At 70.5% G+C, this 13,612-nt stretch carries 16 protein-coding genes; 9 read left to right on the top strand and 7 right to left on the bottom strand.

Annotated features, from left to right (window positions below; translation table 11 throughout):
* Nucleotides 1–94 precede the first annotated feature (94 nt).
* Nucleotides 95–1,102, top strand: a complete 1,008-nt coding sequence (locus OH804_RS17225) for a hypothetical protein (RefSeq protein ID WP_406058099.1) — start codon at nt 95–97, stop codon at nt 1,100–1,102.
* 55 nt (nt 1,103–1,157) lie between these two features.
* Here OH804_RS17225 and OH804_RS17230 read toward each other — a convergent pair whose 3' ends face one another.
* A complete protein-coding gene (locus OH804_RS17230) occupies nt 1,158–1,727 on the bottom strand; it encodes a TetR/AcrR family transcriptional regulator (RefSeq protein WP_196922158.1) in 570 nt (189 codons plus the stop codon).
* A 60-nt stretch (nt 1,728–1,787) separates the two neighbouring features.
* Here OH804_RS17230 and OH804_RS17235 point away from each other — a divergent pair, with 60 nt between their 5' ends.
* Nucleotides 1,788–2,276: an FBP domain-containing protein gene (locus OH804_RS17235; RefSeq protein ID WP_406058102.1), complete on the top strand. Its 489-nt coding sequence runs from the start codon at nt 1,788–1,790 to the stop codon at nt 2,274–2,276.
* Between the two features lie 203 nt (nt 2,277–2,479).
* Entirely contained in the window at nt 2,480–3,478 is a 999-nt protein-coding gene (locus OH804_RS17240; RefSeq protein WP_406058104.1) for an IS481 family transposase, read from the top strand.
* On the opposite strand, the gene OH804_RS17245 is transcribed toward OH804_RS17240, so the two are convergent.
* The gene (locus tag OH804_RS17245; protein ID WP_196922156.1) at nt 3,475–4,008 is read right to left on the bottom strand and encodes a GNAT family N-acetyltransferase; all 534 of its coding nucleotides are present in this window, start codon (nt 4,006–4,008) and stop codon (nt 3,475–3,477) included. The genes OH804_RS17240 and OH804_RS17245 overlap by 4 nt on opposite strands.
* Before the next feature lie 156 nt (nt 4,009–4,164).
* Between OH804_RS17245 and OH804_RS17250 the strand changes: the two genes are divergently transcribed.
* Nucleotides 4,165–4,647, top strand: a complete 483-nt coding sequence (locus tag OH804_RS17250) for a MarR family winged helix-turn-helix transcriptional regulator (RefSeq protein WP_196922155.1) — start codon at nt 4,165–4,167, stop codon at nt 4,645–4,647.
* 11 nt (nt 4,648–4,658) lie between these two features.
* The gene (locus OH804_RS17255; RefSeq protein WP_196922154.1) at nt 4,659–5,645 is read left to right on the top strand and encodes a pirin family protein; all 987 of its coding nucleotides are present in this window, start codon (nt 4,659–4,661) and stop codon (nt 5,643–5,645) included.
* A gap of 65 nt (nt 5,646–5,710) precedes the next feature.
* Here the strand turns inward: OH804_RS17255 and OH804_RS17260 are convergent, their stop codons facing one another.
* The gene (locus tag OH804_RS17260) at nt 5,711–5,839 is read right to left on the bottom strand and encodes a hypothetical protein (protein WP_256441970.1); all 129 of its coding nucleotides are present in this window, start codon (nt 5,837–5,839) and stop codon (nt 5,711–5,713) included.
* Nucleotides 5,840–5,973: 134 nt separating this feature from the next.
* On the opposite strand from OH804_RS17260, the gene OH804_RS17265 reads away from it, so the two are divergent.
* Nucleotides 5,974–7,563, top strand: a complete 1,590-nt coding sequence (locus OH804_RS17265; protein ID WP_406058107.1) for a phospholipase D family protein — start codon at nt 5,974–5,976, stop codon at nt 7,561–7,563.
* Here the strand turns inward: OH804_RS17265 and OH804_RS17270 are convergent.
* A complete protein-coding gene (locus tag OH804_RS17270) occupies nt 7,512–8,255 on the bottom strand; it encodes a hypothetical protein (protein WP_196922152.1) in 744 nt (247 codons plus the stop codon). The genes OH804_RS17265 and OH804_RS17270 overlap by 52 nt on opposite strands.
* A gap of 378 nt (nt 8,256–8,633) precedes the next feature.
* Between OH804_RS17270 and OH804_RS17275 the strand changes: the two genes are divergently transcribed.
* Nucleotides 8,634–9,458, top strand: a complete 825-nt coding sequence (locus OH804_RS17275) for a SigB/SigF/SigG family RNA polymerase sigma factor (protein ID WP_196922151.1) — start codon at nt 8,634–8,636, stop codon at nt 9,456–9,458.
* A gap of 107 nt (nt 9,459–9,565) precedes the next feature.
* Here OH804_RS17275 and OH804_RS17280 read toward each other — a convergent pair whose 3' ends face one another.
* From OH804_RS17280 to OH804_RS17290, 3 genes are read right to left on the bottom strand one after another with little or no spacing between them, the layout of a single operon-like run.
* Entirely contained in the window at nt 9,566–10,156 is a 591-nt protein-coding gene (locus OH804_RS17280; RefSeq protein ID WP_406058110.1) for a GNAT family N-acetyltransferase, read from the bottom strand.
* Nucleotides 10,153–11,664 (bottom strand): APC family permease, encoded by a 1,512-nt coding sequence (locus OH804_RS17285; RefSeq protein ID WP_406058112.1) that lies wholly within the window; start codon nt 11,662–11,664, stop codon nt 10,153–10,155. The genes OH804_RS17280 and OH804_RS17285 overlap by 4 nt, the downstream gene beginning before the upstream one ends.
* Before the next feature lie 47 nt (nt 11,665–11,711).
* Nucleotides 11,712–12,338 (bottom strand): GPP34 family phosphoprotein, encoded by a 627-nt coding sequence (locus OH804_RS17290; protein WP_112602179.1) that lies wholly within the window; start codon nt 12,336–12,338, stop codon nt 11,712–11,714.
* Nucleotides 12,339–12,521: 183 nt separating this feature from the next.
* Here OH804_RS17290 and OH804_RS17295 point away from each other — a divergent pair, with 183 nt between their 5' ends.
* Nucleotides 12,522–13,346, top strand: a complete 825-nt coding sequence (locus OH804_RS17295) for a helix-turn-helix transcriptional regulator (protein WP_307788829.1) — start codon at nt 12,522–12,524, stop codon at nt 13,344–13,346.
* Nucleotides 13,347–13,387: 41 nt separating this feature from the next.
* Nucleotides 13,388–13,588, top strand: a complete 201-nt coding sequence (locus OH804_RS17300) for a DUF397 domain-containing protein (protein WP_196922148.1) — start codon at nt 13,388–13,390, stop codon at nt 13,586–13,588.
* The last annotated feature ends 24 nt before the right edge of the window (nt 13,589–13,612 follow it).

Genomic DNA, 13,612 nt, shown 5'->3' on the forward strand with positions numbered 1-13,612 from the left:
AGCGAGAGTGTCCCGCTCTGGTTTGATTTTCAAACCGTCGGTGCTACGGTTCGTCTGGTTGGACATTCAAACCACACTACCCGAGGAGGCACCCATGACGTCGCCATCCGATCCACCTACCGGCGGAGCGTCGCCCGTGGTCACCCAACGCCGAGCCTGGACAACGCTCGTGATCACCGGGCTGATCATCGGCACGGCGTTCATCGCGCTCTATGTCGGACTGCAACGCAGCCCCCAGCCGAGCCAGCTGCCCATCGCCGTGGCCAGCACGCAGCTGGCGAACACCGCACAGGCCGGGTTCGGTAACGCCGTGGCCGTCACCGAGGTCGCGAGCGTCGCGGACGGCGAGGCCATGGTGCGACACGGCGACGCCGTCGCCGTGCTCGGCGCGACCTCTCCCACCACGCTGACACTCGACTACGCCGGCGCGAGCGGGTTCAGCGAGAGCGGCGCCGCGCGTCAGCTCGCGGCCGGTCTCGCCCAGAAGGCTGGGGCAACCGTCCAGGAGAACGACATCGTGCCGCTGGCGACCTATGACAGCCGAGGGCTGTCCGCCTTCTACGTGGTGTTCGGCGTCACCCTCTCGTCGTTCGTCCTCGCGCAGGGGCTCACCGCGGCCACCGCGAAGGTGCGGCTGCGCCACCGCCTCTACGCGATGGGCGGATTCGCCGTCCTGATCGGCGTGATCGCGGCGACCGTCGCGGGTCCGGTCTACGGATCACTCACGGCCCCGTTCCCGCTGCTCGCACTCTCGCTCACCCTGCTCTCCGCCGCCAGCGCCTTCACGACCAAGGCTCTGGGGGCCTGGCTCGGCCCGGCGGGCATCGCCCTCGCCGTCCTCACCCTCACGACCATCGGCAACGCGACGAGCGGGGCGACGATCGGGGTCGACCTGCTGCCGGAATGGGCACAGGCGGTCTCGGGGAAGCTCCCACCGGGCGCGGCCGTACGGGCGGTCAACAACTTCGGCTACTTCGACGGCGCACACACCGTGGCGCCCCTCGTGATCCTCGCCGCCTGGTTTCTGGCGGGCCTCGGATTCGTCCTGCTCCGGCAGCGGACCGCACAGCGCCGCCCGCTCACCGCGCCGGCGACGCCCTGATCCGGGCACACCCCTGAGCGCCGGCCGGGAGGACAGACACAGGCCCGCTCGGCCGTCAGCGCGACGGCCAGTTGGTGAGGACGGCGTCGAGGGCGTCCAGGGTGCGCGACCACGAGTCGTCGGTGGGGCGCGGGGTGTGCCGGAAGCCGCCGGTCTTCTCCAGGCTCACAAACCCGTGGAACGTGCTGTGCATCATCCGCACCGCGTCGGTCTGGTCGGGCTCGGAGAGCCGGTAGCCGCGCAGGATCGCCCGGGTCATCTCGGCGTGCCGGACGCCCGCGCTCGCGGCGGCGGTCTCCGGGTCGAGGTCGATCTGCATGGCGGCGTAGCGGCCCGGGTGCTCCCGCGCGTAGTCGCGGTACGCGTTGGCGAACGCGACAAGCGCGTCCTTACCGGCCCGGCCGGCGAGCGCGGCGGCGACCCGGTCGGCCAGCTCCGCCAGCGCCAGCAGGGCGATCCTGACCCGCAGGTCGTGCGCGTTCTTCAGGTGGAAGTAGAGGCTGGCGTCCTTCACCCCGAACTGGCGCGCGAGCGCGGCGACCGTGACGTTCTCCACGCCCACCTGGTCGGCCAGTTCGGCCGCGGCCAGCGTCAGGCGCTCGATGGTCACCCCGGCACGTGCCATGCAGCACACTCCCAACCTAGCCGTAATAATCGCTTGCCTAGGAGAGCTAGGCTACTACCTATGTTGGTCCTGACCGAATCCGCCATCCGCGCGTCCTTCGTCAATTGCAGCCGGGGCGAGGCGAAGCGGCTGGCCATACCGAACGATCTTGAGCTGCGCCAGTGGGACGACCTCGACTTTCTCGGCTGGCGGGACCCCTCCGCGCCGCAGCGGGCCTATCTCGTCGCCGAGACCGACGGCAAGCTGACCGGGGTGGTGCTGCGGGCCGCAGCGCACCAGATGGGGCGCGTGCGGCACAGCATGTGCTCGTTCTGCCTGACCACGCACCTCGGCGGTGGCGTCTCGTTGATGACCGCCCCCAAGGCCGGTCCGAGCGGGCGGCAGGGCGATTCCGTGGGCACGTACCTGTGCTCCGACCTGGCCTGCTCGCTGTATCTGCGGGGGAAGAAGCACGCCGGGCCCCCCGCGCCCGAACCTCTGCCCCTGCCGGAGCGGATCGAGCGCGTCCGGAACGCCCTCGCGACGTTCCTCCGCAGGGTCACCGAGTGACGGTTCGGGGCGGCCGGGGCGGCCGGGGCCGACGTGTGTTCGGACCCCGGCCCGCCGCCGGCTAGCGGTCCGCGCCCTAGCTGTACTGCCCAGGGACGTTGGTCGAGATTGTGTGACGACACGATCTGATGTCGTAGGTAGGTGAAGGCCTCCGGTTGTGGAGTGGAGCTGTCTAGGAACCGCTCCGGCAACAGGAGGCCTTCGTGTCCCACGCTAACGCCGCTTTGACTCCTCGTGCACGTCTGCGCCTGGCGCGTCTGATCGTTGATGAGGGCTGGCCGGTCGCCCGGGCGGCTGAACGTTATGACGTGTCCTGGCCGACTGCGAAACGTTGGGCGGTGCGGTATGCCGAGCACGGGCCCGCCGCAATGGATGACCGGTCGTCGCGCCCGCACCACAGCCCCACGAGGACAGCCCAGCCCGTGGTGCGCAAGATCGTGCACCTGCGGTGGAAACAACGCCTCGGGCCCGTGCAGATCGCCGGCCAGCTGGCCATGCCAGCTTCGACCGTGCACGCCGTTCTGACCCGCTGCCGGATCAACCGGCTGACACACATCGACCGCGCCACCGGCGAGCCGATCCGCCGCTATGAACACGACCGGCCCGGCGCGATGCTGCACGTCGACGTGAAGAAGTACGGCAACATCCCCGATGGCGGCGGCTGGCGCTACGTCGGCCGAGCCCAGGGCGAACGCCATCGGCGAAGCACCGCGCACCGCACCGGCGCCCGCAACACCCACTACGACCCGCGCATCGGCACGGCGTTCGTGCACACCGTCATCGACGATCACTCCCGCGTCGCCTACGCCGAGATCCGCGACGACGAGACCGCCCTGACCGCGGTCGACGTACTCCAAAACGCCGTCGCCTGGTTCGCCGAGCGAGGCATCACCACCGAACGCGTCCTGTCCGACAACGGCTCGGCCTACAAATCACACGCCTGGCGCGACGCCTGCCACCAACTCGGCATCCGCCCGAAGAAGACCCGCCCCTACCGGCCCCAAACCAACGGCAAGGTCGAACGCTTCCACCGCACCATGACCGACGGCTGGGCGAAACGACGTTTCTACAGCTCAGAACACGCCCGCCGAGCAGCCCTCCCCGCCTGGCTCCACCACTACAACCACCACCGACCCCACACCGCCACCAAAGGCCAACCACCCATCACCAGGTTGACCAACGTCCCTGGGCAGTACACCTAGCGGTCGGTGGCCAGGCGGGCGTGCAGGTGCTCGTCGTAGCGGCGGCCGTCGCCGTACCGGTACGACTCGCGCAGGGTCCCCTCGGCCGGGTAGCCGGCGCGGTCGGCGACCCGGCAGGACGCCGGGTTGGCCACCGCGTGACACAGCTCCACCCGGTGCAGCCCGAGATCCGCGAACGCCCACTCGGTGAGCCGGACGACGGCGCGCACCGCCACCTGACGTCCCCGTGCCGCGGGCACGGTCCAGTAGCCGATGGACGCGTCGCCGTCGTGGATGCGGTGCAGCGAGACCGAGCCGAGCAGTTCACCGCCGGCCGCCGCGGTGACCGCCATCGAGGCATGGCCGCCGGTGGACCAGTCGGCCCGGCGGCGCACCCAGAGCAGCGCGACCTCGTCGTCGATCGGGTCGCCGCCCTGCGGGTTCCACTGGGCGATCGCCGGGTCGCGGAGGGCGTCGCGCACCGCCGGGGCGTCCTCGTCTCGCCAGGGGCGCAGCAACAGGTCGGCGGCGGCGAGTTCCACGTGTTCCACGAGGCCGGAGTCTGGCATACCCCAGGGCCTTCGCGCCGCCGCATTACCGTGGATTTCCTTTAAAGCTGCACGACTTGGTCGCCATCACGCGACGAAGTGACCCAGGCAACGCTCAACGGCAGTAGTTAAATTTTGAAAGAGTGCTATCGTCGTGGCATGACCGAGAGCCTGGACAGCACCCGAGAGGCCGCCTGGCGCGCCTACATCGAGGCCAGCCAGCGTCTCTACACCCAGCTGGAAGAAGACCTGCGGGTCGCCAGCGACCTCAGCTTCGCCGACTACCACGTGCTGGTCCTGCTCTCCGAGGCACCCGGGCAGCGGCTCCGGATGGGCGAGCTGGCCAGCCGGCTGATCTTCTCGCCCAGCCGCCTCACGTACCAGGTCTCCTCCATGCAGCGCCGTGGCCTGGTCAGCAAGGAGCCCTGCCCGGACGACCGACGGGGCAGCGAAGCGGTGCTCACCGCCGCCGGGCTGCTCGCCCTGCGGGATGCCGCACCCCACCACCTGGCGTCGGTGCGTACCCACCTGATGGACGACCTCGACGATGCCGAGGTCGCCTGCCTCACCCGGGTCTTCGACCGGCTCGGCGAGCGCCTGCGGGCATCGCGGGTCAGCTCGACCACCCCTGCCTCACGTTAGGAGCCCTCGACATGCCCGCGATCACCGTCGACAACGTTCTCGTCCTCCCCCGCCTGCCTCGACTCGACGAGGCCACCACGATCCGCCCGGTCCGCACGGTGACCACGGCGCCCAGCGGCTTCGAGGGTGAGGGCTTCCCGGTCCGTCGCGCCTTCGCCGGGGTGTCGACCACCGACCTGGACCCGTTCATCCACCTCGACCAGATGGGCGAGGTCGACTACGCGCCGGGCGAGCCCAAGGGCACCCCGTGGCACCCGCACCGCGGCTTCGAGACCGTCACGTACATCATCGACGGCGTCTTCGACCACCAGGACTCCAACGGCGGTGGCGGCACCATCACCGACGGCGACACCCAGTGGATGACGGCAGGCAGCGGCCTGCTGCACATCGAGGCGCCGCCGGAGCACCTGGTGGTGAGCGGCGGGCTCTTCCACGGCACCCAACTGTGGGTCAACCTGCCCCGCTCGGCCAAGATGAACCCACCCCGCTACCAGGACATCAGGGGTCGGGAATCGGCGCTGCTCACCACGCCCGACGGCGGCGCGCTGATCCGGGTCATCGCCGGCGAGGTCGCCGGGCACCGCGGCCCGGGTTCGACCTTCACCCCGATCACCATCACGCACGTCACAGTGCAGCCGGGCGCGCAGGTCGACCTGCCCTGGCGGCCCGACTTCAACGCGCTGGTGTACGTGCTGGGCGGTCGCGGCACCGTCGGTGCCGACCGGCGGCCGGTGCGTACCGGCCAGCTCGCGGTGCACGGCCCGGGTGACGCGCTGCGGTTCAGCGCCGACACCTCGCAGGACAGCAACACCCCGGCGCTGGACCTCTACATCATGGGTGGTCAGCCCATCCGGGAGCCGGTGGCACAGTACGGCCCGTTCGTGATGAACACCCGCGACGAGCTGCTCAAGGCATTCGAGGACTTTCAGGCCGGTCGCCTCGGCGTGATCCCCACCGAGCGGCTCCCGCACACCGGCGGCCAGGGCACCCGGCCCTGACCACCGTCGACCGCTGAGATCGGCGCCGACGCCTCCGGTTGAACCCCGGGGGCGTCGACGCCGCCTCAGGAGACCGCAAAAATCCCGGCGACGCCCAGAATCACCATCACCAACACCGCTACCAGCGCACCCCGCTCGCTCTCCACCGCCGGCTCGCGGTTCTCGGTCACGGGATTCGTCGTGTCGCGGGGCATGGTGTGGCCTCCTCGGCTGTTGTCGCGTCGCTTCCGATGGCGTTGGCCAGGTCACCGGTCTGTCGGCCTGGCGTGCGGACCCGCGTCGGGGGCCCTACCGTGAGGACGTTGCCGACCTCCAGGGGGGCTGGACGGTGCCGTTGCAGGACTGGTTTCTCACCGCTGAGGAACGCGCCAACCCGGTCTCTGGCATACCCGTATGGACCACGGGAAACCTCGCCGAGCCGTTGATTCACGGCGCCGCGTACTTCGACCGGCTGGTCGACGAGGTCGAGGCCCTGGGCCCCGGCGACCACCTGTTCTTCACCGACTGGCGGGGTGACCCGGACCAGCGGCTGCGCCCGGACGGCCCGACAGTGGCCCAGCTCTTCGCGCAGGCCGCGCAGCGCGGTGTGGTGGTCAAGGGGTTGATCTGGCGCTCGCACCTCGACGTCCTGGCGTACAGCGAGGCGGAGAACCGCGACCTCAGCGAGACGATCTCGGCCGCCGGTGGCGAGGTGCTGCTGGACCAGCGGGTCCGGCGCGGCGGCTCGCACCATCAGAAGCTCGTGGTGCTGCGGCACCTGGGCGCGCCCGAGCGGGACGTCGCCTTCGCCGGCGGAATCGACCTGTGCCACAGCCGCCGCGACGACGCCGCGCACCACGGCGACCCGCAACCGGTGCAGATGTCCCCCCGGTACGGACCCAATCCGCCCTGGCACGACGTGCAGCTCGCGGTGCGCGGTCCGGTGGTCGGCGCGTTGGACACGCTGTTCCGGGAACGCTGGACCGACCCGATGCCGTTGGACTCGGAGAACCCGGTCGCCTACCTGCGGGACCGGCTGCGCGGCTCGGACCTGCGCCCCGACCCGCTGCCCGAGCAACCGGCCGATCCGCCGCCCTGTGGTCCGCACCAGATCCAGGTGCTGCGCACCTACCCCGCCGTCCGTCCCCGCTACTCGTTCGCACCGGACGGGGAGCGGACCGTGGCCCGGGGCTACACCAAGGCGGTACGCCGGGCCCGTCGGCTCATCTACCTGGAGGATCAGTACCTCTGGTCGGCCGAGGTCGCGGACCTGTTCGCGCACGCGCTGCGGGACAACCCGGACCTGCACCTGATCGCCGTCGTCCCCCGCCACCCGGACGTGGACGGCAGGCTGGCCCTGCCGCCGAACATGGTCGGGCGTGAGCAGGCGCTGTCGTTGTGCGAGCGGGCCGCACCGGACCGGGTGCACGTGTTCGACGTGGAGAACCACGCCGGCAACCCGGTCTACGTGCACGCGAAGGTCTGTGTGGTCGACGACGTCTGGGCCAGCGTGGGCAGCGACAACTTCAATCGGCGGTCCTGGACGCACGACAGCGAGTTGTCCTGCGCGGTGCTCGACGAGACCCCGGACCAGCGGGAGCCCACCGACCCCGCCGGGCGGGGCGACGGCGCGCGCAGTTTCGCCCGGGACCTGCGACTGCGGCTGTGGCGCGAGCACCTGGACCGTGACCCGGACGGCGCGGACGACGCCGACCTGCTGGACCCGGCGGACGCCGTCGCGGCCGTCACGGCCGCCGCCGACGCGCTACAGCAGTGGTACGACGACGGCCAGGTGGGAGAACGCCCGCCCGGGCGGCTGCGGCCGCACCGCCCCGAGCGGCTGCCGTGGTACACGCGGGCCTGGGCTCTGCCGGTGTACCGGCTGGTCTACGACCCGGACGGCAGGCCACTGCGGGCGAGGCTGGCCGGCACCTGGTGAAGTGGACGGGCCGGCTCCGCGACAGCGTGCACGCTCAGGCCGCCGGGGTAGGCGAACGACGAGCGCGGTGAGTAGTAGCCGAAGCCGATGGTCAGCGGGTTGGCCGGACGCAGCGCGTACACCGGGTGGCCGGGCTGGAGGAACTCCACCGACTCGATCTCGAACGGGGCGACCGGCTCGGCGACGAACGGGTAGGCCGAGCTGAGTAGTTGACCGTCGCGCCGGGTGAAGTAACGGTGGTGCCCACTGCTGATCACGTGCCCGGTCTCCCCCACGCGGCACCGGGCCCGGATCAGCGGCGTGCCGTCGATCTCCGTCTCGGAGAGCAGGTCCTCGCCGTTCACGTCGATCCGGGTGCGCCCGGCGAGCACCGGGGCGCCGCGGGCGACGGCGTACTCACGGACCCGCCGGCTGGAGGCCACGTAGTGGGTCCACCAGCCGCCCGCGTTGAGGCCGCCGGGCGCGTCGACGCCCACCAGCGAGACGCCGAGGTAGGTCAGCGAGTACGCGCCGAAGCCGGAGGTCTGCGTCTCGTCGTCGACGATGTACTGGTTGAGGAAGACCTGCCGGTCGGGGCGGGGGCAGAGTCCCGGAGGGACCAGCGCGGCGACCGCGTCGGGATCTGCCGGCAGCCAGCTGAAGTAGAGGGTGCGACTGTTCACGACGAGCTGGGGAGCGGCTGGATCGAGCACGGTGCCTCCGAACCGGGTGTGTACACGCGACGCTACGGCCGGTCCCACCAGCGGGACAAGGACGGATAGTCGACACTCCTGGCGACTTGTCGGATTTCGTGTTGACCACTCGACGTGACCTGTGGGCCGATCGGCCCGGCCGGCCGGCCGACCGGGCAGCGGCGCTACGGCCGGAACAACGGGTAAGGATCCTCACAGCTACCCCAACTTCCGCCCCACTTGCCCGTTTTGTTATTGAACATACCTTAAGTACATCAACCTTTCGGCTAGATTTCTGGGAGACGATCAGGTTAAGGTGACTCCCGAACGGCCCATTGAAAGCTAAACCAAAGCGTCACGTCTTTTTTGTCAGCGGACGAGGTGCAGGGAGGACCACCCATGACCGCGCCAACGATCACCGAGCAGCCGAGCGCCGCCGTCAAGGCCACCACCAAGCTCGACCCGCGCGCTCTCACCGACAGCGCCGCCGACCTGCTCAACGCGATGGCGGCGCTGCCCGCCAACCACCCGTCGCGCGCCGCGCTGCGGGACCGGGCGATCGAGGCCTGGCTGCCGCTCGCCAACCACCTCGCCCACCGCTACAGCGGGCGCGGCGAGCCGAACGACGACCTGGCGCAGACCGCCGCGATCGGCCTGATCAAGGCCATCGACAAGTTCGACCCCTCGCGCGGTGTCGACTTCGCCGGCTACGCGATCCCCACCATCATCGGCGAGCTCAAGCGGCACTTCCGCGACCGCACCTGGGACATCCGGGTGCCCCGCCGGCTCCAGGAGCTGCGGCTGGCCATCTCCGACGCCAACAGCTCGCTCCTGCAGACCCTCGGCCGCTCCCCGACGGTCGCCGACATCGCCGCGCACCTCAAGCTCACCGAGGAAGAGGTGCTGGAGGGCCTGGAAGGCGCCCGCGCGTACAACGCGGTGTCGCTGTCCACCCCGACCGGCGACGGCGAGCGCGCCACCGAACTGGGCGACATGCTCGGCGGCGAGGACAGCGAGTTCGAGCTGGCCGAGCTGCGCGTGGCCCTCGGCCCGGCGCTGGCCACCCTCGACGAGCGCGAGCAGAAGATCCTCACGCTGCGCTTCTACGGCAACCTGACCCAGTCGCAGATCGCCGACCAGATCGGCGTCTCGCAGATGCACGTCTCGCGGCTGCTGACCCGAGCGCTGACCAAGCTGCGTGGCCAGCTCGACGGCACGTACTGACCAGCTGACGACAGGAGGGCCGGGTCCGAGGACCCGGCCCTCCTCCGCGTCCGTGTTGTCACGTGAGCGTGACAACACGGACGCTGGGGCGTAGCGATGCGATCGCGTCAGGAGCTGACCGGCTCCCGCCACATCGGCCAGAACGGCGTGCCGTCGGGCACCCGGAACGGCTCGCCGGCCAGGTAGCCGTGCTTCGCGTACAGGTCCCGGCTGCGCGGGCTGCTCGCCTCCAGGTACGCCGGCATCCCGTTGGCGTCCAGCCACGCGTGGTGGTGGCGCATCAGCGCGCTACCCAACCCCTGCCCCTGCCGGTCGGGCCGGGTCGCCAGGAACGCGAGGTGGTGGTGGTCCGGATGCGGGTGGTTCGCCGCAAACAGCTCGTCGAGGTGCTGGAACCGGTCGGTCCACTCGCCGCAGGCGGCGGCCAGTCGGGCGTCGTAGTCCGCCGGCGGCGGCGCCGGCTCGCCGACGGACGGAAACCAGACGGCAACCGAGGCCCGGTCCGCTGTGGCGTGGACGATGCCGTGCCGCATCGCGTGCCCGACCAGGATCTCGAAGTCTCCGGCCAGTACGGCCTCCCGCTTGCTCGGGTCGGGGACCAGCCAGTACGTCACCTCCAGGACGGTGAACGCCTCGGCGATCCGACCCGCCACGAGGCTGGTCTCCTCCGGCCCGAGTTGCTCGATGACCACGCTCATCGGGTCACCTCCGCGGCGGCCGGCGCCTCCGGCTTGACGGCCGCCGCGGCGCTCGCCGCGCCCAGACCGATCCGGGCGTACGTGTCCGGGCGGTTGCTGCGCAGCAGCAGGGCCCAGCCGATGCCCAGCAGGGCAGCCACCGGGTACGCGGCGGGCAGCGCCCAGCGCAGCGTCGAGTCCGGCGCGACGCCGAGCAGGTTGGCGAAGTTCGACACGGCCAACCAGATGATCACGAAGAGCGCGATGGTGGCCAGGCCGGGCGCGATGGCCCGTCGCCAGAGGTTCTCGCCCCCGCCGGAGCGGGCGAAGTAGGCGATCACCGCCACCGACGTGGTGGCGATCAGCAGCAGGACACCAAAGCCGCCGGTGGTACCGACCCAGAAGAAGAGCTGGACCACCGGGTCCCATCCGTTGACCGCGTACAGCAGGATGACCAGCAGTCCGAGGACGCTCTGCGCCACCGAGGCGGCCCGCGGCGCCCCGGTACGGGCCGAGGTCTGCCCGAACACCGCTGGCAGCACCCGCTCCCGACCGAGGGCGAAGGTGTAGCGGGCCGTGGTGTTGTGGAACGAGATCATCGCGGCGAGCACCGAGGTCAGGAAGAGCACCTGCCCGATGGTGACCGCTGTGTCGCCGAGGTGCGCGGCGGCCAGGTTGAAGATGAGCCCGACACTCTGCTCCCCGGCCTCGGCGACGATCTGGTCCTGCCCGACCGCGACGGTCATGGTCCAGGACGACAGCGCGTACAGCCCGGCGATGATCGCCACCGAGAGGTAGGTGGCCAGCGGCACGGTCCGCTTCGGGTCCTTGCTCTCCTCGCTGAAGACCACCGCCGACTCGAAGCCGACGAAGCCGAGGACGGCGAGCACCAGCACCGCGCCGACCCCCGTCACGAAGAGGTTGTCCGGTGAGAACGAGGCGAAGCTGACCTCACCGTTGGCCGGGTTGCCGAGCTGTCCCAGGTCGAAGACGAGGACCACCACGATCTCGGCGACCAGCAGCGCGGCCAGGACCATGCCGTTGAGGTCGACCCGGAGCAGGCCGAGCAGGCCTACCAACGCCCACGCCACCAGGGCCACGACGGCCCAGTGCGGGTGTCCGCCGAAGAGCCGGTCGAGCACCGGCTCGGCCGCCACGCCGATGGTGCCGTACAGCCCGACCTGCAACGCGTTGTACGCGATCAGCGCGACCCAGGCGGCGCCCACGCCGGCCGGTCGGCCGAGGCCACGGGAGACGTAGGCGTAGAAGGCGCCGGCGTTCTCCACCCGGCGGGACATCGCCACGTAGCCCACCGAGAACAGCGCGAGTACCGCGGCGATCAGCAGGAAGGCCAGCGGGATGCCGGTCACCCCGATGACGCCGTAGCCGGTGGTGACGACGCCGGCCACCACTGTCAGCGGCGCGGCGGCGGAGAGGACGAAAAAAATCACCGAGGGGATGCCGAGACGGCCCCGGGCCAGGGCTTCGGAGACGTTGCTGGGTCGGTCGACTGTCGATGTCGGGGGCATACGACTACTCCGATTGTCGAGGGGAGGGTTGGGGGTTACCGGGGGGATCAGGGGATGCCGCGCAGCACGGCGGCGCCGACGGCGGCCTCGGTGTGCCCGACGAGTTCCTTGAGTGGTGCCGGCAGCGCGGGGATAAGGACGTTCAGCCGGTGGTGCGCGCGAGGGCCGGCGCTCCACAGCACCTCGCGGGTCAGCCCCGCGGCCACGACCAGGCCGAGCAGCAGGGCGTCCGGCACGCCCGGCGGGTCCGGCCGGTCCAGCAGGGCCCGTAGCCGGGTGGCCGGCCAGGCCACCGCGTTGAGGTCGATCGGCAGGTAGCTGACAGTGGTACGCAGCAGCCGGCGACTCTCCTGGCGGCGCAGCACCCCGGCGCGGGCCAACCGCTCCCCCACCGAGGTCGTGGCGCTCTGGGCCAGGAAGCTCAGCCAGGTGCGCAATTCCCGGTGCTGGGACTCACCGACCAACTGGTCCAGCACCGTGTGCGCCAGGGCGTCGGCCGGCGGACGCCGGTCGATGACGGTGATCTGCCCGGCCGTGACGGTGATATGTCCATAAAGGATCAGCTCGCCGAGGAGCCCGCCGGCCAGGCCGAGCCCGGTCGCCGCAGGGTGCAGTTTCGCCTTGCCGCGACTGTCGTTGTGTGCGATCAGGAAGAACTCGTCGGCGATGAGCAACGGTCCTCCCGCACAGGTGTGTCCACAGTGATCGCGACCGGGAAAGGATGCACCGACAGCTACTGCAACGCAACTCCCAGATTCGAAAGTTGCACTCCGTGCATCTGCGACCTGCGGATCTTGTCGTGGCAGACTCGGACGGTGACCGCCACTCCCACCATCCGACCCGCCGCCAGCCCGACCGTGCGGCGTCGCCGCATCGCCCGGGAACTCCGCCAACTTCGGGAACGCGCGGGCATGACCCTCGATGTGGCAGCCCGTCAGCTCGACATGTCGAAGAGCAACCTCTCCCGGATCGAGACCGCGCAGATCGGCATCAAACCGCGCGACGTCCGGGCCGCCCTCGCGCTGTACCAGGTGACCGGTTCGGATGCCGAAGCGCTGATCGAGATCGCCCGGGGGGCACAACAGCGGGGCTGGTGGCAGAACTACAGCGACGTACTGCCCGAGTGGTTCGAGTTCTACGTCGGGCTGGAGGCCGAGGCGGCGGCACTGCGCACGTACGAGGCCGAGTCGGTGCCCGGGCTGTTGCAGACCGAGGCGTACGCCCGGGAGATCTTCCGGCGCACCGCCGGCGAGGACGGTCTGGAGCGCAAGATCGCCGCCCGACTGCGCCGGCAGGAGGTGCTGCGTCGGGAGGACCCGGTCGACCTGTCGGTGATCCTCAACGAGGCGGTGCTCCTGCGCCCGGTCGGCGGCACCGCGGTGATGGCCGAACAGTTGGTCCACATGAGCCGGATCGCACAACTACCCAACGTGACAATCCAGGTACTTCCCTTCGCGGCCGGCGGGCATCCGGCCATGAGCACCCCGTACGTGATCCTCAACTTCGCCGACGCCGCCGACGCGTCAGTGGTTTACCTGGATAACCTCACGATGGGGCTGGCTCTGGAGGAAGCCGATCATGTGCTCGGGTATAGCCTTCTGCACGAGGAGCTGTGCCGGATGGCGCTCGATCCGACGGCGTCGATGACCCGTCTTGAGCATGCTTCTCGTAACTTTGCGTGACCGCTTCTGCGGCACGCCGACGCAGACGAGAGGTACCGCGGATGACGGCGTACGACCTGACCCGAGCGGACTGGCGCACCAGCACGCGCAGCAGCGGCAACGGCAACTGCGTGGAGGTCGCGACAGTCGACGGTCAGGTCGCCGTCCGGGACAGCAAGGACCGTTCCGGCCCGGTGCTCGCCTTCGGCGCGGCGGCCTGGCGGGCCTTCGTGCTCGGCGCCGGCGAGGTCCGTCGCCCCTGACGCGCCCACGCCGGTGCGAGACTG

The organism is Micromonospora sp. NBC_00860 (assembly GCF_045207375.1).
In the GTDB taxonomy this organism is placed as follows: Bacteria; Actinomycetota; Actinomycetes; order Mycobacteriales; family Micromonosporaceae; genus Micromonospora; species Micromonospora vinacea.